Annotated in this window: 20 protein-coding genes, 1 other RNA gene and 1 pseudogene; 12 read left to right on the plus strand and 10 right to left on the minus strand. The window is 63.7% G+C overall.

The annotated features are described in order from the left end of the window. Positions 1–121: 121 nt before the first annotated feature. Positions 122–898: a TorF family putative porin gene (locus ACSH0F_RS11870; protein WP_435203026.1), complete on the minus strand. Its 777-nt coding sequence runs from the start codon at positions 896–898 to the stop codon at positions 122–124. A 272-nt stretch (positions 899–1170) separates the two neighbouring features. Between ACSH0F_RS11870 and ACSH0F_RS11875 the strand changes: the two genes are divergently transcribed. Continuing rightward, positions 1171–1974 (plus strand): metallophosphoesterase family protein, encoded by an 804-nt coding sequence (locus ACSH0F_RS11875; RefSeq protein ID WP_435203028.1) that lies wholly within the window; start codon positions 1171–1173, stop codon positions 1972–1974. A gap of 46 nt (positions 1975–2020) precedes the next feature. Here ACSH0F_RS11875 and ACSH0F_RS11880 read toward each other — a convergent pair whose 3' ends face one another. The 3 genes from ACSH0F_RS11880 to rnpB form a co-directional block, all read right to left on the minus strand. Beyond that, on the minus strand, positions 2021–4063 hold the full coding sequence (locus ACSH0F_RS11880; protein ID WP_435203030.1) for a S46 family peptidase: 2043 nt from the start codon (positions 4061–4063) through the stop codon (positions 2021–2023). Positions 4064–4134: 71 nt separating this feature from the next. Next, positions 4135–4923: a hypothetical protein gene (locus tag ACSH0F_RS11885; protein ID WP_435203032.1), complete on the minus strand. Its 789-nt coding sequence runs from the start codon at positions 4921–4923 to the stop codon at positions 4135–4137. Between the two features lie 50 nt (positions 4924–4973). Continuing rightward, an RNA gene (rnpB, locus tag ACSH0F_RS11890) (RNase P RNA component class A) lies at positions 4974–5399 on the minus strand. Between the two features lie 115 nt (positions 5400–5514). Here rnpB and ACSH0F_RS11895 point away from each other — a divergent pair. Genes ACSH0F_RS11895 through ACSH0F_RS11905 form a run of 3 tightly spaced genes read left to right on the plus strand, consistent with a single transcriptional unit; the run spans position 5515 to position 9034 of the window. Beyond that, positions 5515–6708, plus strand: a complete 1194-nt coding sequence (locus ACSH0F_RS11895; protein ID WP_435203034.1) for a PepSY-associated TM helix domain-containing protein — start codon at positions 5515–5517, stop codon at positions 6706–6708. Beyond that, positions 6705–6944: a hypothetical protein gene (locus ACSH0F_RS11900; RefSeq protein ID WP_435203036.1), complete on the plus strand. Its 240-nt coding sequence runs from the start codon at positions 6705–6707 to the stop codon at positions 6942–6944. Before ACSH0F_RS11895 ends, ACSH0F_RS11900 begins: the two co-directional genes overlap by 4 nt. Continuing rightward, the gene (locus ACSH0F_RS11905) at positions 6941–9034 is read left to right on the plus strand and encodes a TonB-dependent receptor (RefSeq protein WP_435203038.1); all 2094 of its coding nucleotides are present in this window, start codon (positions 6941–6943) and stop codon (positions 9032–9034) included. The genes ACSH0F_RS11900 and ACSH0F_RS11905 overlap by 4 nt, the downstream gene beginning before the upstream one ends. 7 nt (positions 9035–9041) lie before the next feature. On the opposite strand, the gene ACSH0F_RS11910 is transcribed toward ACSH0F_RS11905, so the two are convergent. From ACSH0F_RS11910 to ACSH0F_RS11920, 3 genes are read right to left on the minus strand one after another with little or no spacing between them, the layout of a single operon-like run. After that, a complete protein-coding gene (locus ACSH0F_RS11910; RefSeq protein WP_435203040.1) occupies positions 9042–9791 on the minus strand; it encodes an N-acetylmuramoyl-L-alanine amidase in 750 nt (249 codons plus the stop codon). Further along, on the minus strand, positions 9788–10447 hold the full coding sequence (locus ACSH0F_RS11915) for a histidine phosphotransferase family protein (protein WP_435203042.1): 660 nt from the start codon (positions 10445–10447) through the stop codon (positions 9788–9790). Before ACSH0F_RS11915 ends, ACSH0F_RS11910 begins: the two co-directional genes overlap by 4 nt. Positions 10448–10481: 34 nt before the next feature. Next, positions 10482–10871 carry a M67 family metallopeptidase gene (locus tag ACSH0F_RS11920; protein ID WP_435203044.1) on the minus strand — a complete coding sequence of 130 codons (390 nt, stop codon included), beginning with the start codon at positions 10869–10871 and terminating at the stop codon, positions 10482–10484. 70 nt (positions 10872–10941) lie between these two features. Between ACSH0F_RS11920 and ACSH0F_RS11925 the strand changes: the two are divergent. The 3 genes and pseudogenes from ACSH0F_RS11925 to rpoH form a co-directional block, all read left to right on the plus strand. Beyond that, positions 10942–11085, plus strand: a pseudogene (locus ACSH0F_RS11925) (GIY-YIG nuclease family protein); the annotation flags it as partial. Between the two features lie 99 nt (positions 11086–11184). Next, positions 11185–12162, plus strand: a complete 978-nt coding sequence (locus ACSH0F_RS11930) for an RluA family pseudouridine synthase (protein WP_435203189.1) — start codon at positions 11185–11187, stop codon at positions 12160–12162. A 122-nt stretch (positions 12163–12284) separates the two neighbouring features. Next, positions 12285–13190, plus strand: a complete 906-nt coding sequence (rpoH, locus tag ACSH0F_RS11935; protein WP_278327500.1) for an RNA polymerase sigma factor RpoH — start codon at positions 12285–12287, stop codon at positions 13188–13190. Between the two features lie 73 nt (positions 13191–13263). On the opposite strand, the gene ACSH0F_RS11940 is transcribed toward rpoH, so the two are convergent. Next, a complete protein-coding gene (locus ACSH0F_RS11940; RefSeq protein ID WP_435203046.1) occupies positions 13264–14583 on the minus strand; it encodes an amidohydrolase in 1320 nt (439 codons plus the stop codon). Between the two features lie 105 nt (positions 14584–14688). Here ACSH0F_RS11940 and mtgA point away from each other — a divergent pair, with 105 nt between their 5' ends. The 5 genes from mtgA to ACSH0F_RS11965 all read left to right on the plus strand — a co-directional run bounded on the left by mtgA (position 14689) and on the right by ACSH0F_RS11965 (position 18228). Next, positions 14689–15357 carry a monofunctional biosynthetic peptidoglycan transglycosylase gene (mtgA, locus tag ACSH0F_RS11945; RefSeq protein WP_435203191.1) on the plus strand — a complete coding sequence of 223 codons (669 nt, stop codon included), beginning with the start codon at positions 14689–14691 and terminating at the stop codon, positions 15355–15357. Positions 15358–15362: 5 nt separating this feature from the next. Continuing rightward, positions 15363–16271 carry a cation diffusion facilitator family transporter gene (locus ACSH0F_RS11950; protein WP_435203048.1) on the plus strand — a complete coding sequence of 303 codons (909 nt, stop codon included), beginning with the start codon at positions 15363–15365 and terminating at the stop codon, positions 16269–16271. Continuing rightward, the gene (locus ACSH0F_RS11955; protein ID WP_435203050.1) at positions 16271–16840 is read left to right on the plus strand and encodes a sigma-70 family RNA polymerase sigma factor; all 570 of its coding nucleotides are present in this window, start codon (positions 16271–16273) and stop codon (positions 16838–16840) included. Before ACSH0F_RS11950 ends, ACSH0F_RS11955 begins: the two co-directional genes overlap by 1 nt. After that, the gene (locus tag ACSH0F_RS11960; RefSeq protein ID WP_435203052.1) at positions 16837–17568 is read left to right on the plus strand and encodes an anti-sigma factor; all 732 of its coding nucleotides are present in this window, start codon (positions 16837–16839) and stop codon (positions 17566–17568) included. The genes ACSH0F_RS11955 and ACSH0F_RS11960 overlap by 4 nt, the downstream gene beginning before the upstream one ends. 90 nt (positions 17569–17658) lie before the next feature. Then, positions 17659–18228, plus strand: a complete 570-nt coding sequence (locus ACSH0F_RS11965; protein WP_435203054.1) for a fasciclin domain-containing protein — start codon at positions 17659–17661, stop codon at positions 18226–18228. A 131-nt stretch (positions 18229–18359) separates the two neighbouring features. Here ACSH0F_RS11965 and clpX read toward each other — a convergent pair whose 3' ends face one another. Further along, positions 18360–19625, minus strand: coding sequence for an ATP-dependent Clp protease ATP-binding subunit ClpX (gene clpX / locus ACSH0F_RS11970; RefSeq protein WP_278327505.1), 1266 nt, complete (start codon positions 19623–19625; stop codon positions 18360–18362). A 189-nt stretch (positions 19626–19814) separates the two neighbouring features. Further along, on the minus strand, positions 19815–20510 hold the full coding sequence (locus ACSH0F_RS11975) for an ATP-dependent Clp protease proteolytic subunit (RefSeq protein WP_435203056.1): 696 nt from the start codon (positions 20508–20510) through the stop codon (positions 19815–19817). Between the last annotated feature and the right edge of the window lie 5 nt (positions 20511–20515).

The following is a 20515-nucleotide window of genomic DNA, read 5'->3' on the forward strand; positions in this document are numbered from 1 at the left end:
GCGCAGATGGCGCGAATCTTCCAGGATACAAACGAAAATGCGCCGCAGCGGCTGCGGCGCATTCGAATACTCTGGCGGGAGAGGGGACGAGCGCTAGCCCGCCCCCTGCCCGGCTGGTCACTCAGAAACTGGCTGAAATCGTGCCCACGATCGCGTCGTCGGTGAAGCCGTCGATCGACGGACCTTCGACACCGACGTAGGAAACGCCGACTTCGAATATACCGGCCGATGCGGTCGCGCCGATGGCCCAGTCCAGCCCGGTATCGTCTGCGGTACCGGCCAGCAGCGGCGGGGCCAGCGGCCCGTCTGTGTAGCCGAGGTGGCCGGTCAGGGTAATCGGCGTGTTGGGAACGCCTACACCGAGGTCGGTATAGACATAGAGATTGTCGTCATTGCCCAGCGAATCCTGGCTCGGCGCCCAGGCGACACCGACCGTGGCTTCCGCCGGGCCAAGGTTGAAGCCGAGCGAGGCGTAGGGCTCCCAATAATCGGTATCGAGTCCGAGGTCTTCGGTCGGGTACAGATAGTACAGCACGCCGACATCGAAGCTGACGGCGTCGCTAATCTGGCCGCTGTACCCGGCATAGATGTCGACTTCGAGCTCGCCATAGGCGGGGCCTCCGTCGATGGATGATGCCCAGGTGCCGACGTAGAAACCGCTGTCGTGCGCGATGTCGATGCCACCCTGAATGGCGGGATCGCCGCCCGACAGCGAAACGCCGCGGAAACGATAGTCCGTGGTCAGCGCCACGTTGGCGGAGACGGTTACCGGACCGGCATCGACGCCGTCTTCGACCTCTTCAGCCGGGTTTGAAACCTGCGCCATCACCGGCGCGGCGGAAATGAGGCTCACGGATGCGAGCGAAACGGCCATCAGGCCGCGAAAGGACGTCAGCATTACAAACTCCTACACGAGTGTCGCTTCGTCCCACCTGCGAATCCGTCGGGGCCGTTTAGGTGGCTCCTTGTCCGGATAGGGCAACTTTTGTGCACGTCGCGTCTTCTCTACGCAAGATATGGCCCGAAAACTTTTTGCACATGCAGCAAAACCTGTGATGTTTTCGCAACTGCACAACGTGCCATTCAGCGAAGGTTGTCCCGCGGCGGACTAGGCCCTATCTGGTCGCCCGGCGGGTTGGCCCGCATCCCTCTACCGAGAACTCAACCCAAATGCTTCGATCCCTTCGCCAATTATTCAAGGAACGTCCCACCGCGCGGCGCGTGGCGCGGGTTCCGGATGGCGAACGCTACTACGTGATCGGCGATATCCACGGTCGCCTGGACCTGTTCGAGGAACTGATCGAAGCGATCGAAGCCGACGATGCAGCCAACGAAGCGGCAGGCACGACGGTCATCCTGCTCGGTGATTTGATCGACCGCGGCCCCGACAGTTGCGGCGTCATCGAACGTGCGCGCGACTGGGGCAAGACGCGCAAGGTGCGCTACATCGCCGGCAATCACGAGGAAATGTTCCTCGAGAGCTTCGACGACAAGGAGATGCTGCGCCACTTCGTCAAGCATGGTGGGCGCGAGACGATCCTGAGCTACGGCATCAAGCGCAAGCGCTACAACGAACTTACGATGAAGGATCTGCAGACCGAAATGGCCGGCCTGATCCCGCAGGACCATCGCAAGTTTCTTGCGTCTTTCGAGGACCTGATTATCGCCGGCGACTATGTTTTCGTCCATGCCGGGCTCAATCCGAAGCGCCCGGTCGAAGAGCAAAAGCAAAGCGACTTGCGCTGGATCCGCGAGCGCTTTCTCAAGCATCCCGAGCCATTCAGCCATGTCGTCGTGCACGGCCACACGATCTTCGAGGATATCGAGCGGACCGACCATCGCATCGGCATCGATACGGGAGCATTTCGTACCGGCCGCCTGACCGCGCTCGTCCTCGAAGGCGATACCCGTCGTACAATCCAGGCAGCCGAGACCGACGGTTCGATCGCGATTCAGGCAGGCACGCTCGACTGAAGCGTGGCAGGCTCCCGGCTGTTCCGGAAGCCTGCCAGCCCTTGCGTTATTCGCCGGCCAGTTCCCGGACCAGCGCCGGCGCGGGGTAGATCGTCTCCAGCGCTTCCTGCACCGCATCAGTAGAAACGGCCACGGTCCGGTTGAGCGTGCCGTCATAGCCGTAATTGCCGCCCAGCGAGTGGATATTGCCGTCGAAAGCCGCGCCGATCACCGTACCCGCGCGGTCGATCACCGGCGAGCCGGAATTGCCGCCGATGATGTCGTTGGTGGTCACGAAGTCGAAGGCGGTATCGGGATCGATATCGGCCTGGTTCGCGGCGAAGGCTTCGGCCACGTCGAACGGCGGTGCGCCGGTCGCGCGCTCGAAAGTCCCGCCCATGGTGGTGAGGATCGGCACCTGCTGGCCGCGCTCCTCCCAACCCTTCACCTGGCCATAGCTGATCCGCAACGTGAAGGTGGCGTCGGGATAGAGGCTGTCGCCATAGGCCGCGAAGCGCGCGTCGGCGAGCTTGCCATCGGCGATGGCAAGCGGGCCCGAATAGCTCTCGTTCACCGCATCGCGTAGCGCCCGCTGGCGATCGGCGAGGCGCAGGGCATACCGGATCATAGGATCGTCCGATGCCTCGATCGCGGCCAGCCCGCCGTTCCACAGTGCCTTGCGCACGGCCGGATCGGCCAGCTGCGTGCCTTCGACCAGCCGCTCGGCCAGCGCCTCGGGGCTTTCCTGCCCAAGCAGCAGGCGGCTGTCCGGATCATCGACGCCTAGATACTCTCGCGCCTTCGACAGGCTCCAGCCCATCATCAGCTCATCGAGCCAGGGATAGACCGGGCGTTCGTCGAGCAGGCGCTTCTCGGTGAGCGGCAGGGCGCTGTCGGTGTAGCCGGGCAGGCGCTCGCCATTGGGCTTTGCGCGCTCTTGCGCCGCGAAAACCAGCGTCGAGGCATAGCCGAACAGGTCGCCCGACGGACTGATGAAACGCGACGGCAGATAAAGCGCGCGATAGGCTTCGGTCGCCTCGTCAACCGCGGTCCACGGATCGCCGATCTCGGCATTGCCGGCGCTGCGCTGGCGTAGGTCGGCCTCGGCTTCGGCCAGCTGCGCAGTGAAGTTCGGATCGTTCAGCGCCTTGGTACGGCCGATGTAGACCTTGAGGCCGTTTTCGACGCCGTTGAGCGTGTCGAGTCCCTGCCGCTCCTTCTCCGGGCTTTCATCCATCGCGGTGATCAGGCGGCCGCGAAGTTCGGACAAGGTGGTTAGGGTCACCGGCAGGCGCACCTCGCGCTCGAAGGCGAGCTGGCTCTGCGTGTAGAGGCGGCTGGTCGAACCGGGATTGCCGACCACGAAGGTGACCTCGCCCTCTTCCGGCGCGCGCGGGTTCCATTGGAGATGCTGCGGCGTGGCGACCGGCTGGCCGTTCTCGTAGGCGCGCAGGAAGCTCGCATCGAGCGAATAGCGCGGGAAGTTGAAGTTGTCGGGATCGCCGCCGAAGGTCGAGGCACGGTCTTCGGGAGCCCAGGCAAGCCGGATGTCGGAGTACTTGCGGTAGGTATAGAGCTTGTACTGCCCGCCGCCGAACAGCGTCACCACCTGGCAGCGGGTCGTTTCGGTGTCCGGGCATCCGGCCGACTCGAGTTCCGCAATCTTGGCGTCACGTGCCTTGGTGAGGGCTTCACCCTCGAGGCCTGCGAAGGAGCCCTTCACCTCTTCGGTCACATCGGTGATGGAGGTCACGACCTCGGCCTGCTGGCCGGGACACTTGAGCTCCTCTTCACGCTTCTGCGCGACGAAGCCGGCGTCGAGATAGTCCATCGCGTCGGACGAATTGTCGAACAGGCAGCTGGCAATGCAGTGGTGGTTGGTGAGGATCAGGCCAGACGCCGACACGAAGCTCGCCGAGCACCCGCCGGTCAGGCGCACGGCGGCGGCCTGCACGCGGTCGAGCCACGCCTGGTCCGGTGCCCAACCATAGGTTTCTTCCATTCGTTCGGTTGGGAAACCGTCGAAGGTCCACATGCCTTCGTCGGCCTGCGCCGTGGTGGAGGTGAAGGCGATGGCGGCGCTGGCCGCGTAAAGCGCGAAACGTTTCATGGATTGACCCTCTTCAAGACTGTCGTTGCGCGCCGTTTTCGCGTTTCGGCGGCAATTGTCCAGCGCGAAGGTCAGCCAAGCCACCGCTTCCTGTTTGCCGGATGGCGCAGTCCGGCAATTGCATCGAGGATCACGAGGAGTGCAGACACGCCGCAGGCGACCGCGACCGCGCCGCTTTCCTGCCCGCCGCGGTTGTAGATGCCCCATAGCGCCCAGAGGAAGACGAGCGCGTACCACGGGTTGCCCGCGCTGCGCAGCACGGCCAGAGCGGCCACGACGCCGCCGACTGCGACGACGGCGGCGGCGAGCAGCGGGTAGGTATCCCCCGCCCCGACACCGTGGAAGCGCAGCGCGGCGGTGATGTTCACGATGGTCGCGGCGGTCAGCCACGCCGCAAGCGCGCTGAAGGTGACGCCGATCAGGAACCGCTCCCACCCTGTCATCGGACGGTCGAGTTGTGTGAGGATGCGCAGGATGGCGAGCAGGCTGACCAGCGAGGTCGCGATGATGACTACCGATATCCAGGTGAGGTCGGCAAACTGCGTGTAGAGCGCCCATACGCCTTGCGATGCCAGCGCGACCACCGCAAACCAGGCGATGCGATCGATCAGCGCATTGTCCCGCTGCGCCGGAAGCAGTTGCCAGAGCACGAAGCCGGTCGAGAGCAGGAACAGCGGCCCCCAGATGCCGAACGCCCAGCCGATCGGTGTCACCAAGGTGCGGACGCTGTCCGACTGCTCGCCGATGGGTTCGCCGAAGCCGAGCTGCGGGAGGAAGGTCGACCCGACCTGGATCACCACGGCAAGGACGAGCGCGAGCCGTTGGGCGAGGCTGCGATGTTTGGTGCTGTGCTGCATCATGCCGCCTCAACCCGCCGGTCGGCGCGCCGTTCCGCGAGGGTAGAGGGTGAAATGCCAGGGGGCCTGTAAGCCGGGTTCTGTCTCCACAGACGGTATCCGACGAGCGGACCGTATCTGCGGCGGCAGCCATTCGTCTAGGCCATGGATCGCTCCATGACTCAAGCAGCCAACCCGGGCGGTCGATGCGAAACGCACCTGCCCTCTTGCGAGAGCGCGCCGCCCCTATTCGGCCTTGCTCCGGGTGGGGTTTGCCATGCGGACCGCGTTGCCGAAGCCCCGGTGCGCTCTTACCGCACCCTTTCACCCTTGCCTGATCTCCCGAAGGAGCCATCGGCGGTATGCTCTCTGTGGCACTTTCCCTCGACTTGCGCCGGGCGGGCGTTACCCGCCACCCTTGTTTCGTGGAGTCCGGACTTTCCTCTCCAACAACCCGCTCATCCTGAGCCTGTCGAAGGAGCGGCTGCCCGGCCCCCTGGCGAATGCGCAGATAGGATGTGGCTTTCGATTAGCCAAGTGAAACGGGCGACGATCGCGGGGCCACTCGCCACCAGGCCTGACTTCAACTTAAACTGCTATTGAGAATTATTCTCATTGACGCAGTTCGAACCGCTCGGTAGCCGCACCGTAATGAGTCGCGAGACGATCAAGTTCTGGTACCTGGTGCACAAGTGGAGCAGCCTTATTCCCATGGCTTTTCTGCTGATGCTTTGCGTCACCGGCCTGCCCCTTATTTTCCACGACGAGATCGATGCCGCGATGGCCGACGAGGCGGGCTCCGCGCTCGCCGAGACCCCCTCTGCCGAAGGCGGGCTTCCGCTAGATGCCATGCTCGAAACGGCGCTCGAGCAGCGGCCTGGTGAAGTCCCTCTGTTCATGGCCTTCAGTCAGGACGATTCCCTCCTGACCGTGACGACCGGCCCCTCGCCCGATGCGGACGGATCGCAGATGACGCTGCTGTTCCTCGACCGTGCGACCGGGGAGTCGCTGGGTCCGGCCCCCGTCAATCAGCTTATGGATTTCCTGCTGACGCTGCATACCGATATGTTCTTGGGCTTGCCCGGCATGTGGGCGCTCGGTGTCTGCGGTATCCTGTTTCTGGTCGCGCTGGTTTCCGGCATCGTTTTGTATGCCCCCTTCATGCGCCGTTTACCCTTCGGCACCGTACGGACCGATCGCAAGCCCCGGACCCGCCGGCTCGATGAGCACAATCTACTGGGTGTCGTGGCGTTCGCATGGATGATCGTCGTAGGTGCGACCGGTGCGATCAACGCCTTTGCCGATCCGCTGACCGACAGTTGGCGCGAAAGCGAAGTGGCTGCGATGACCGCAGCCTACGGTGCGCAGCAGCCTCTTTCACCCGACGAATACGGGTCGCTGGATGCCGCGATGGCTGCCGCTCAGGAAGCCCTGCCCGGTCGGAGCCCGCAGTTCATCGGCTTTCCCGGCGGCGACTGGTCGTCCGGCCATCATTACGCGATCTTTTTCCAGGGCGATCGACCGGTCACACAGAACCTGCTGACCCCCGCGCTGGTAGATGCGCGCTCCAGCCAGTTGACCGATGCCCGGACCATGCCCGCGATCAACCAGGCGCTGATGATGTCGAAGCCGCTGCATTTCGGCGACTATGGCGGTCTGCCGCTGAAGATTATCTGGGCCGTCATGACGCTCATCACGATCTGGGTGCTGTGGACGGGCATTTTGCTGTTGCTTCGCCGCAGGTCCGGCAGGCTCGAACGGCGGATCGCGGAGATCCAGAGCGGCGGGACTTTGGGAAGTGCCGCATGAAACACAAACCGCGCAACACGCTTCTTCAGACCTTCGCCATCCCCTCGGCGCTGGCAGTCGCCACCGTGGCAGGTCTGATCCTGGGCCTGACGGGGGATGGCTGGCGCGACCTGGTTAGCTGGCTGCTGCTGATAATTTCCCTGCTCCCGATCCACGCCGCCTTCGCGCTTCGCCGATCGAGCGCACATCGCAATGCTCGTGTGAGCAATTCCCGTTTGGAAAGAAAGACATCATGAATTCAATGCTTCGCGTTTCAATCCTCGCCCTCGGCGCTTCGATCGCTGCAACGGCGCAGGCTCAGGATACGTCGGACGACGTAATTATCGTCACCGCGCAGCGCGAGAATGCGACGCAGGTGGTCAATGCGGGAAGCGCGGGCGTGCTGGGCAACAAGAATGCAGAGGATCTGCCTTTTACCATTAGGTCCTATGACGAGAGTCTGATCCTCAACCAGCAGCCGCAGACCCTGGGCGATGTATTGGAAAACGATCCGACGATCCGGACGACCTACGGCTTCGGCAACGCGTCCGAGCAGTTCGTCATCCGCGGCTTCACCCTGTTCAGCGACGATGTGGGTGTGAACGGATTGTATGGCATCGCGCCCCGCCAGCTGGTGGCGCCGGAGCTTTACGGCAGTGTCCAGGTGCTTAACGGAGCAAGTGCCTTTCTCAATGGCGCCGCACCGGGCGGCTCTGGTCTCGGTGGGAGCGTGAACCTGCTGCTCAAGCGCGCCGGAGCGTCCGATCTCAATCGGGTTACGGTATCCGCCGAACAAAGCGCCCGCTTCGGCGGCGCGATCGACGTCTCGCGCCGGTTCGGTAGCGGAGGCGAGTGGGGGCTACGGATCAACGGCGCATATCGCGATGGCGAAACGTCTATCGACGAGGAATATCGCCGCACGGCCGTAATCGGCGGCGCGCTCGATTACGATAACGGACCGCTACGCGCCGCCATCGATCTGGCGTATCAGGAAATCCGTGTCGACAACCTGCGGCCGAAGGTAACGATCGCGACCTCCACCGTGCCGGTCGTCCCAGACGCCGACGCCAATTACGCGCAGGATTTCGCCTACAGCGATCTCTCCGATGTGTTCGGCACCTTCGGCCTCGAATACGATGTCGCCGACAACGCAACCCTTTACGCTCGCGGCGGTGCTCGGGACGGGACGGAAGCAGGACAGTATGCCAGCCTGACGCTGGTCGACGCCAACACCGGAGCCGCGAACGGCGGGTCACTGTTCGTACCTGCGACAAGCAATAACGAAGCTATCGAAGCCGGCCTGCGCGTGCGCCTTGGCGAACGCGTTACGCAGGAGATCAATTTCGGCGGCAACGTCAGCTGGCAGGTCTTCCGCACGGCCTTCGATTTCGGATCGGGATACGCCACAAATCTCTACGACACGCCGCAGGTCGCACTGCCGCCCGGTGGCTTCATCGGCGGCGATCTCGACGATCCGCAACCGATCACCAAAGCACGGCTGGCCAGCGCCTTCGCCTCGGACACTATCGGCCTGTGGGGAGATCGCATCCTGCTGACCGGCGGCCTACGCCTGCAGGATATCCGGCAGGAGAATATCAATTACGACGGAACCCCGGGCGCGACCTACGACGAGAGTGCGGTTACTCCGGTGGCCGGCCTCGTCGTCAAGCCGGTGTCCGGCCTGTCGCTCTATGCCAACCGGATCGAAGCCCTGCAGCAAGGAGCCGTGGCCCCGATCGACCCCGGTCTGGTGACCAACCCCGGCGAAGTCCTCGCCCCGCGCAAGTCGGTGCAATATGAAGTCGGCGGCAAGCTGGCGCTGGGCGGATTGTTCGTCGGCCTCGGAGCCTACCGGATCGAGCGCCCGGGCGAAGGCGTGCTGGACGATGGCAGCTTCGGCTATCTCGGCGATCAACGCCATCGGGGGGTGGAACTAACCGTCAATGGCGCAATCGCACCCGGCTTACGGTTGATCGGCGGCGCTGCCTTGACCGATGCCGAACTGATCGGCGGCAATGAGGTCCCGGGTGTACCGGACTTCACGGCCAACGCCGATGTCGAATGGGATGTCGGCTTTGCGCCCGGCCTCACATTGACAGGACGTGCCGTGCATACCGGCGAGCAGTGGGTGGATGCGGCGAACACACTGACGCTGGATAGCTGGACACGCTTCGATCTCGGTGCGCGCTACGTGTTCGTGGCCGGCGAAGCGCCGATCACGCTGCGACTGTCGGTCGATAATGTCGCCAAAGAGCGGTATTGGGCCAGCAGTTTCGACGCTTTCTCGGCCGCATTGCTGCAGGGGCGGCCGCGCACGTTCAAGGCTTCCGTGTCAGCGGACTTCTAGGCGCGCGTCAGCGGGTGTTGCCGCGATCCCTGTCCAGCAGCAGCTGGAACAGGATCGCGCGCACTTCGCCGTCGATTTCGCCATTGATCTTTTCCGGGCGCCAGCGGCGCTGGAAGGCTTCGACGGCCTTGTGCCCGTCGGTGATGTCGTAGCCGTAGCGTTCCAGCGCGAGGTAGAAGGCCGCGTCGTTGTCGAACGGATCGCCGCGTTCGAGCTTTTCGGGGCGCGGCAGGCACAAACCGTATTCGGCGAGGCGGTCCCACGGGAAGAGCTCGCCCGGGTCGATCTTGCGGGCCGGCGCGACGTCGGAATGGCCGACCACGTTGGCGCGCGGGATGTCGTATTCCTTCACGATCCGCGCAACCAGCGGCACCAGCTTTTCGAACTGTGCCTCGTTGAATTCGCGATAGCCGTATTTGTGGCCCGGATGGTCGAGCTCGATGCCGACGCTGATGCCGTTAACGTCCTTGTGACCACGCCAGTAGGATACGCCTGCATGCCAAGCGCGCTTATCTTCCGGCACCAGCCGCACGACTTCGCCCTGTTCGCCGATCAGGTAATGCGCAGAGACCTTGGCCTCCGGATCGCATAGCCGCTCGATCGCGAAGCCCTTGTCCTCCATTTCGGTGTAGTGGATCACCACCATGGAGATGGGCCCATTGCGCTCGTCGTGATTGGGCGAAAGGACCTCGCGGTCGACCAGCTCGTCCTTGCTGGCGGGCAGACCTTCGCCGAGCTTCCCGAAGTCCGACTTCACCCGATCAGGCCTTCGCCCTGGGGCAGCACTGCACCCAGCACCAGCGCATCGGCGGACTTGTGATATTGCAGACCGCCGCCGCTCTCCTGCGCGAGCAGATGGATCATATGCGCCGCCGCCGTGCGGCTCGACAACTCGCGCCGGTCTAGACTGCCGTCGAGCGCCTTGCCGATGGTCTCGTCGAAGGCGACCTTGGGCCCGCTGGCGCGCACCACGATCTCGCATGCCCCGTCGCGCGTTTCTGCGCCGACATCCAGCGTGCCGCCGCGCACCAGCGCGTCGATCGCAATCTGCGCGAAATTGAGCAGCACCTTGACCGCCGGCTTGCCGAGCGAGGCATCAGCCAGCGCCCAGTTGACCCCGACCTTGTCCTTGTCCGCCACCAGCGCCTGGATCAGCGCCTTTGGCTCTTCCACGTCCACACGCTCGCCAAAGCCGCCCGCCGCACCGAAGGCGAGGCGGAAGAACTTGAGCTTGTTGGTAGAGATCGACGCGCTCTGTTCCAGCAATTGCATGACGTTGGCCCGCATTTCGGGGTCGGTTTCCAGCGCGAGCAGTTCCAGCCCGTTGGACAGTGCCCCCACGGGGCTCAGCATGTCATGGCACAGCCGCGAGCAGAGCATGGCGGCAAGGTCGATCGATTGGCGGTCGTCCATCGTGATCCCGGTAATGAAAAATTGAGGATGTGTCTTAGCGAGGCGAGGTCACATAGGGAAGCGCTTCGAACCCCGCATCCCCCGAACGCCAGAACGCGACTCGGCCTGCCGCGATGATGGCCCAGACCATCCCGTCCCCCGCCGTCATGGCGGCATCGGTGGCGGAAGGCTCGGCGCGGCCATTGGGGTGCGAGTGGTAATAGCCGACGACCTGCGGGTCACCCGCTCGCGCCGCGCGATGGGCATCGATGAGGGTTTGCGGGTCGATTTCGAAATGGGTCGCGGGGTGGGGATGGACGTTCGCTGCGGGGAGGATGTCGTCGATGCGTTCGCCTTCACCCAACAGGATGCCGCAGCATTCGTTCGGGTGAGCCTGTTCGGCTTCGGCAAGCAACGCCGCTTCCAAATCGCTTTGTAATCTCAAGTCCGTTCGCCCTGAGCTTGTCGAAGGGCCGCACTTCACTTAGGCGCATTCGATGCCGTTCTGGGCCTATATGCTACACTGTCGCGGCGGTGCCTTCTACACCGGACATACTGAAGATCTGGAATATCGGCTCGCCCAACACCAAAAGGGAGAGTTAAAAGGCTTCACCAGCGAGAGATTGCCTGTAGAGTTGGTCTGGTCCGAGGAATTTCCGTCCCGGGACGAGGCGCTTGAAACCGAACGCAGGTTAAAGGGCTGGTCGCGGGCCAAGAAAATGGCGCTTATCCGAGGCGATTGGGAGAGGATATCGAGCTTGGCGAAGAAGAAGGACGGCCCTTCGACAAGCTCAGGGCGAACGGATATTTTAAGAGGACGCGTCGATTCCAGCGGCCGCCTGGACAAGGCGCTGGCCGAAGCGAGCGGGTTGTCGCGCGAACGGGTGAAGGGGCTCATCGCGGATGGCCTGGTAGAGGTAGGCGGGAAGGTGGTGACCAGCGGGTCCGCCAAGGCCGAGGCCGGTGCGCGCTTCACCATCGCCCTCCCCCCACCCGAACCGCTGGCCGCAGAACCCCAGGACATCCCGCTCGAGATCGTCTTCGAAGACGCTGACCTGCTGGTAGTCAACAAGCCCGCAGGCATGGTCGTGCATCCCGCGGCAGGCAATCCGGACGGGACGCTGGTCAATGCCCTGCTCCACCACTGCGCGGGGCGCCTGTCCGGCATCAACGGCGTCGCGCGGCCCGGGATCGTGCATCGGATCGACAAGGACACCTCGGGCCTGCTTGTCGTCGCCAAGTCCGACGCCGCGCACGAAGGGCTGGCGAAGCAATTCGCCGACCATTCGATTGCGCGCCGCTATCTCGCCGTCTGCGCGGGCCATCCGAACCCGGCATCGGGGACCGTCGCAGGCCGCATCGGCCGCTCCGACAAGGATCGCAAGAAGATGGCCGTGCTCCCCAATGATGCCACGCGCGGCAAGCATGCGGTCACGCATTACGAGACGAAGCAGCGCCTCGACCATGCCGCGCTGATCGAATGCCGGCTCGAAACCGGGCGAACCCACCAGGTGCGCGTTCACTGTGCGTCAATCGGTCATCCGCTATTGGGAGACCCTGTCTATGGACGCACTCCCAAGCCGCTCCGCGCGACGCTTCAGCAGCTGCAATTTGCCCGTCAGGCGCTCCACGCAGCCAGCCTCGGATTCATCCATCCTATCAGCGGCGAAAGCTTGGATTTCCGCGCCGAATTGCCGCCCGACATGCGGGAACTCATCGACGAAACCGCACGTTGAAATCGATGAAAAGCAGCACAGGCGCGGGCAATATCTGTTATAAGTAATTTCGGTGGCCCGAGAGTCGAATGCCCAGCAGGGGTTCGGCGCGCGAGGTCGACGCTAGAAAGGTCAGGGTTTACGTGAGCAATACCAAAGCATTGAGCGTCCCGGCGCTCGGCGGTGAGCAGAGCCTCAATCGCTATCTTTCCGAAATCAAGAAATTCCCCGTGCTAACGCAAGAGCAGGAGTACATGCTCGCCAAGCGTTACGAAGAGCATGAGGACAGCGAAGCTGCCGCGCAGCTCGTCACCTCGCACCTGCGCCTCGTGGCGAAGATCGCCATGGGCTATCGCGGCTATGGCCTGCCCGTTTCGGATCTTATCTCCGAAGGCAATGTCGGCCTGATGCAGGGCGTGAAGAAATTCGAGGCCGATCGCGGATTCCGCCTCGCCACTTATGCCATGTGGTGGATCAAGGCATCGATCCAGGAATACATCCTGCGTTCGTGGAGCCTCGTGAAGATGGGCACCACTGCGGCGCAGAAGAAGCTGTTCTTCAACCTGCGCCGCATGAAGAAGAACCTCGATGCCTACGAGGACACCGATCTGCACCCGGATGACGTGGCCAAGATTGCGACCGATCTCGGCGTGCCCGAGCAGGAAGTGATCAACATGAACCGCCGCATGCTCATGGGCGGCGACGGTTCGCTCAACGTGCCGATGCGCAATGGCGAAGACGGCAGCGGCGAGTGGATGGACTGGTTGAAGGATGACGGACCTCTCCAGGACGAGCTGGTCGCCGATGCCGAGGAAGCCGAAGTCCGCCACGACATGCTGGTGGAGGCTATGGACAATCTCAACGATCGCGAGAAGCACATCTTCCGCGAGCGGCGTCTGACGGAAAACCCGCAGACGCTGGAGGAATTGAGCCAGGTCTACAGCGTCAGCCGCGAACGCATCCGCCAGATCGAAGTGCGCGCTTTCGAGAAAGTGCAGAAGGCGATGAAGGCCATTGCCGGCGAAAGGCTGCTGCCAGGCGTGGCGTAACCGCTGGTCGTGAGACAATAGTAAGGGCCGCCGTTCCGATGAGAGCGGCGGCCTTTTCTATCACGTTAGATGACTAATTCCCCGCCAGATCCAGCACCGCCGCCACCATCGCGCGGGTGCCGAGCGTCACGCTTTCGCGGGGGGCGATCTTGAACAGGGGAGAATGGTGCGAGGGCACTGCGGGGCCGCCGTTGGCTTCGGCTTCGAACGCCTCGGGCGGAGTGCCGCCGACGGCGAAGTAATAGCCCGGCACGCCGAGGTCCTCGGCTACGAAGTAGGAGAAGTCCTCCGCGCCCATGCCACGCTGTTCGAATGGCTGGAAGCCTATGTCGCCGAAGGTCGTGCGCATCACGCCATTCAGGCGGCGGGCGAGTTCGGGGTCGTTATAGGTGACCGGCGTGCCCTCGCTTACCGTGACCTTCACTGGCAGTTCGTCGGGCAGGCCGTGGGCCTTGCCGATGCCGACCGCCACGCGTTCGATGGCGGCGAGAAGCTGTGCGCGTGTGTCCTCGTCATTCGCCCGCACGGTCAATTGGAGATCGGCTCGTTCGGAGATGATATTGTGCTTCGTGCCGGCCTGGAACGCGCCAACGGTGATAACCGCGGGCGAGAGCGGCTCGATCTCGCGGCTGACGATCGATTGCAGCGCGGTGACAATCTGCGAGGCGATATAGACCGGATCGCGACCCATGTGCGGGCTGGCCCCGTGCGCGCCGACGCCGGGCACCATAATGTCGACCGAATCGGCGCTCGAATACTGGATGCCCTCGGCCGCCGAGATGACGCCCGTCGGCAGGATCGAGGCGACATGGAAGGCGAGTGCATAGTCCGGCTTGCCGAAGCGGTCGTAAAGGCCGTCCTCGAGCATGGCCTTCGCCCCGCCAACGCGTTCTTCCGCCGGTTGCACCACGAACATCAGCGTGCCGGACCAATCGTCCTTCATCGCCATGAGCCGGCGCGCCGTGCCGACCATGGAGGTGATGTGAACATCGTGTCCGCAGGCGTGCATCACCGGATAGGTCTCGCCATCCTGCCCGACCTGCGTGGCGGTGGAGGCGTAGTCGAGGCCGGAGCGTTCCTGCACCGGCAGCCCGTCCATATCGGCGCGCAGCATGATCAGCGGGCCGTCGCCATTCTCCAGCATGCCGACCACGCCGGTGCCGCCGACATTCTCGGTCACCGTCAGCCCGACGGCGCGCAGCTCGGCGGCCATGCGCTTGGCAGTATCGGTCTCGAGGAAGGAAAGTTCGGGGTTCTGGTGGAAATGGACGAAGAGGTCTTCGAGATGGCTGTCGTAATCCGCTGCAACCGCGTCGGCGACCTCCGCGCTATCGGCCAGAGCCGGTGTCGTGCCCAATGCGGCCAGCGCCGCGGCCAGAGTGAGATTGCGCATCGATCATCCCCTTGTCATCGTCCGACGTGACAGAAAGCACGGGCGCGCCCCGTGGGCAAGCGCTGCCGATTGCAACCGCTCTCCATGGCCGCTAGCAGCATGACGATGCGCTGGTTCGTCCGCTTTCTTTTCAAGGCCCTGTTCGGCCTGCTGGCACTGAGCCTGCTGCTGGTGCTCGCGTTCAAATTCGTGCCCGTGCCTGTCACGGCGACGATGGTGATGGACGGCAACGGGATCACCAAGGACTGGACCAGCCTCAACAATATCGACCGCAACATGGTGCGCGCGGTGATTGCGGCAGAGGATGGCAAGTTCTGCACGCACGACGGCTTCGACCGCGAGGCGATTGAGACGGCCATGCGCGAGAATGCGCAGGGCGGGCGCATTCGTGGCGGCTCCACGATCAGCCAGCAGACTGCCAAGAACGTCTTCCTGTGGCAGGGCGGCGGCTATTTCCGCAAAGGGCTGGAGGCCTATTTCACGCTGCTGATCGAGCAGATCTGGGGCAAGCGGCGGATCATGGAGGTATATCTCAACGTCGCCGAGACCGGCATCGGCACCTATGGCGTGGAAGCCGGGGCGGAACGCTATTTCGACAAGTCCGCCGCCAGCCTGACCCCCACCGAAGCGGCGCGCATGGCTGCCGCGCTTCCCTTGCCGAAGGAACGCTCGGTCGTGAACCCGCGCGGCTGGCTGCGCGGGCACGGCAATACGATTGCCGCGCGCATCGGCGTGGTGGGCCGTGACGGGCTGGACACCTGTGTGTACGACTGATCGCGATGGGCGCAGGGCACGATCATGCACATGGCACCGATCACGCGGGGCATAGCCATGCTCCGGCGGATTTCGGCCGCGCCTTCCTGATCGGCATTATCCTCAATACCGGTTTTGTGATCGTCGAGGCGGCCTATGGCTGGATCTCGGGATCGATGGCGCTGATCGCCGATGCGGGCCACAATCTGTCCGACGTGCTGGCCCTAATGCTGGCCTGGGGGGCGAGCGTCGCGGCGAAAAAAGCGCCGACCGACCGCTTCACTTATGGCTACAAGAGTTCGACCATCCTCGCGGCGCTCGCCAATGCCGGGCTGCTGCTGGTCGCCATCGGGGCGATCCTGTACGAAACCCTGCATCGCATGGCGCAACCCGCCGAAGTCCAGGGCGAGACCATGGCGATCGTCGCCGGGATCGGCATTTTGATCAATGCGGGCACCGCCGCGCTCTTCCTGCGCGGACAGCACGACATCAATATCCGCGGGGCCTTCCTGCACATGGCCGCCGATGCCTTGGTAAGCCTGGGCGTGGTGATCGCTGGGCTGGCGATCCTGTGGACCGGCGAGACGTGGATCGATCCGGCGGTGAGCCTGTTGATCGTGCTGGTGATCGCCTGGGGCACGTGGGGCCTACTGAAGGACAGCGTTGCGATGAGCCTGCTCGCTGTCCCCAAGGGTATCTCCGAGAAAGCCGTGCGCGACTATCTCGCTGCGCTACCGGGTGTGGACGCTGTCCACGACCTCCATATCTGGCCGATGAGCACGACCGAGACCGCGCTGACCGCGCATCTCGTCATGCCTCAGGGCCACCCGGGCGATGCTTTTCTCAGCGAGATTTCGCACGAGCTGGAGCATCACCGTATCGGCCATGCGACCATCCAGATCGAGCGCACGCCGCACTGCGCGGGCGGTTGCTGATGCAGCGCGCGAGTAAGGCCGCGCGGGACAGGCTCAAGACGGCGATGAGCCGTCTGGCCGGCGGCGACAGGGCCGCGCTGGAGGATATCTACCGCGCAACCTCGGCGAAACTTTTCGGCATCTGCCTTCGTATCTTGGGAGACGAAAAGGAAGCCGAGGACGCATTGCAAGACGTCTATCTGACATTGTGGCGCAGGGCCGATCGGTACGATCCCGAGCGAGCGAGCCCCATCGCCTGGCTCGCTACTTTCGCGCGCAATCGCGCGATCGATCGCCTGCGGACCGGCAAGGTCAGAGGCGGCGCAGTGCCCGAGGACAAGGCGGCTTCCTTATCCGACGGCAGCCCACTGCCCGATTCCATGCTGATCGACGAGGAGCGCGAGGCGCGGGTTCGCGCCTGTCTCGAAGAGCTTGACGAAACGCCGCGCGATGCGATCCGCAGCGCTTTCTTCGAAGGCCGTACCTATGCCGAGTTGGCCGAGCGGCAGGGCGTCCCGCTCGGCACGATGAAAAGCTGGATCAGGAGGGGGCTGGCGAAGCTGAAAGCGTGTATGGAGGCGGGAGAATGAGCGAGGACAAACGCCCCGACAGCGTCCTGGCAGCCGAATATGCGCTCGGCCTGCTGGAAGGCGAGGAATTGCTCGCAGCACGCGCTCGCGAAGCATCCGACGGCGCTTTCGCCGCAGAGTTCGCGCAGTGGCAGGATCGCCTTGCCCCGCTCGCCGACGACATCGACCCGCGCATGCCGCGCGCCGAATTGTGGGCGAAGATCGAAGCGGCGATGGGCGCGGATGCCGGTACGGCGGAAGTCGTCTCCCTGCGGCGCAAGGTCCGCCGCTGGCAATGGATCGGCGCGCTCAGTGCCGCTGCGGCCGTCGCGCTGGCTATTTTCGCTTTGCCGATGCAGCAGGCGCCCGACGGCCCCTCCGGAACCATAGCCAACGGCCCCGCCCTCACCCAGCCACCGCTCGCTGCCAACATGCCGATCGAAGGCACGCCACTGCGGCTCGACCTGACCTATCTTCCCGATGCCCATAGCCTGCTGGTGACCGCCGTGGGGCTGTCGGCCGACGGCGTCCACGACCACGAAATCTGGTTGGTGCCTGACGAAGGCGAACTGATATCGCTCGGTGTGGTAACGCCGGGTGAAGTTACCGCGCACGAGGTGCCCCTTGAGGTCGCACCACGAATCCACGGCGGGTCGCAGTTGCTGCTGACGCGCGAGCCGTTGGGCGGCAAACCGCCGCAAGCCGCGGCCGGACCGGTCGTCGCAGAGGCACGCTTCGCCGCGATCTAGGGATTTTTTAGGCTCGGGCGTGCATCTGCCCGGTGAATCGATCCGTATCTCCTACACAAGCTGGACGGGGCTTGGGAAAAGGAGACTACGATGCATATTTCGAAGAAACTCAAGGCCGCCGCCCTCGCGTCCATCGCCGCAACCGGCGCATTCGCGCTCTCCGCGGGCACACCGGCACTGGCCGACCATCATGGCATGCAGGCGGAGAAGGCGCAGCCGAACATCGTCGAAGCCGCGCAGGGCACGGGCGTTCACACCACGCTGGTTGCCGCCGTGCAGGCCGCCGGGCTCGTCGATACGCTGACCAGCCCCGGACACTTCACCGTCTTCGCGCCGACCGACGATGCCTTTGCCGCGCTGCCGGACGGCACGGTCGATACGCTGCTGATGCCGGAGAACCGCGATCAGCTGACCAACATCCTCACTTACCACGTCGTCGAAGGCCGGATTCCTGCGGCACAGCTAACGCAGGCGATCCGCCAGGCCGGCGGGACCTACGAGTTCGAAACGGTCGCCGGTGAGACGCTCAGTGCCAGCTTCAGTGGCGACAATATCGTCATCACCGATGCGGCTGGCGGGACCAGCACCGTCACAATGGCCGATGTGAAGACCACCAATGGCGTGATCCATGTCACCAACGGTGTCTTCCTGCCCGGATGATAGACTTTCCCCCGGTGCCGCGCAGTCCAACCCATAATGCGCGGTGCCAAACGACCCCGCCCGGCGCTCACAGGAGGCCGGGCGGGGTTTTCTTTTGAATTATCGGAGAGGTCGGGAGTGCTGGCTGCCTTTTAGGCGGCCTCTTCCTCGTCCTTCTTGCCGCCATGGACCTGGACTGGTTCCTTGCGGCCGTCGACTACGTCCTTGTCGATCACGATCTCGGTCACGCCTTCCATGTCGGGCAGGTCGAACATCGTGTCGAGCAGGATGCCTTCGACGATCGAGCGCAGCCCGCGCGCGCCGGTCTTGCGCTTGATCGCCTTCTCGGCGATTTCGCGCAGCGCCTCGTCCTTGAAGGTCAGCTCGACATCTTCGAGCTCGAACAGCTTGCTGTATTGCTTGACGATGGCGTTCTTCGGCTCGGTCAGGATCGTCACCAGCGCATCGACGTCGAGGTCGTTGAGCGTGGCGATGACCGGCAGGCGACCGACGAATTCCGGGATCAGGCCGAACTTGAGCAGATCTTCCGGCTCGCTTTTCTCGAGCAGCTCGCCCACGCGGCGCTTGTCCGGATCGGCGACATGCGCGCCGAAACCGATGCTGCGCTTCTGCAGGCGATCGGCGATGATCTTGTCGAGCCCGGCAAAGGCACCGCCGCAGATGAACAGGATGTTCGTCGTGTCGACCTGCAGGAATTCCTGCTGCGGATGCTTGCGCCCGCCCTGCGGGGGAACGCTAGCCGTGGTGCCTTCCATCAGCTTGAGCAGAGCCTGCTGCACGCCCTCACCCGATACGTCACGGGTGATGGAGGGGTTCTCCGCCTTGCGTGTGATCTTGTCGATCTCGTCGATATAAACGATGCCGTGCTGCGCCTTTTCGACATTGTAGTCGGAGGCCTGCAGCAGCTTCAGGATGATGTTCTCCACATCCTCGCCCACGTAACCCGCTTCGGTCAGCGTCGTGGCGTCGGCCATGGTGAAGGGCACGTCGAAAGTGCGCGCCAGCGTCTGGGCCAGCAGCGTCTTGCCGGTACCGGTTGGACCGACCAGCAGTATGTTCGACTTCGCCAGTTCGACATCGCCCGACTTGCCGCTGTGCTTGAGGCGCTTGTAATGGTTGTGCACCGCGACCGACAGCACGCGCTTGGCGCGATCCTGGCCAATCACGTAATCGTTCAGCGTCTGGAAGATTTCGGACGGCGTCGGAACGTCGCCTTCCTTCTTGCCGGTGAGGCCGGCTTTGGTTTCTTCGCGAATGATGTCGTTGCACAGCTCGACGCATTCGTCGCAGATGAACACGGTCGGGCCCGCGATGAGCTTCCTCACCTCATGCTGGGACTTGCCGCAGAAGCTGCAGTACAGCGTGCTCTTGCTATCGGTTCCGCTCAACTTGGTCATATCCTAATCGTCTTCCCCGGCCCTGTCGGCAGTCGTGCGACTCTAGGGGACACGGGATTTGGGTCAATATCGTAGGTACAATCATCCCCTTGCCACAAGCTGAAGCGGCAAGGTTGCTGGAATCCTACGGAAATCGTGCAACAGTCCCGCGCAGGCACGGTGCCTGCGCGGAAACTTGAGGCTGCCCGATCACTCGGGTGCGCCACCCGAACCTTCGGCTTCGGCTTCGCCGTTTTCCGGACGGGTTTCGAAGACCTTGTCCACGATCCCGAACTTCATGGCTTCCTCGGCTTCGAGGAAGGTATCGCGGTCCATCGCCTTCTCGATGTCGGACAGGCTTTGACCGGTGTATTTCACATAGAGGTCGTTCATCCGCTTGCGGATGCGCAGGATCTCGCGCGCCTGGATCTCGATATCGCTCGCCATGCCGCGCGCGCCGCCGGACGGCTGGTGGACCATGATGCGCGCATTGGGCAGCGCGATGCGCATGCCCGGCTCGCCCGCCGCCAGCAGGAAGCTGCCCATGGAGGCGGCCTGCCCGACGCAGACGGTCGAAACGCGCGGCTTGATGTACTGCATCGTGTCGTGGATGCCCATGCCGGCCGTCACGACGCCGCCGGGCGAATTGATGTACATACTGATCGGCTTGGACGGGTTTTCGCTTTCGAGGAACAGGAGCTGGGCAATGATCAGCGACGCCATGCCGTCCTCCACCTGGCCGGTGACGAAGACGATGCGCTCGCGCAGCAGGCGGCTGAAAATGTCGAAGCTGCGTTCGCCGCGGCTGGTCTGTTCTACCACCACCGGGACAAGCGCGCCGGTTACGGGGTCGCGCGTGAACTGGCCCTGGGTGGAATAGGCATCGCTGCCGAACAGGTCGATCATGAAAA

Origin of the sequence: Qipengyuania sp. 902, assembly GCF_051195295.1 — a bacterium.
Taxonomy (GTDB): Bacteria; Pseudomonadota; Alphaproteobacteria; order Sphingomonadales; family Sphingomonadaceae; genus Qipengyuania.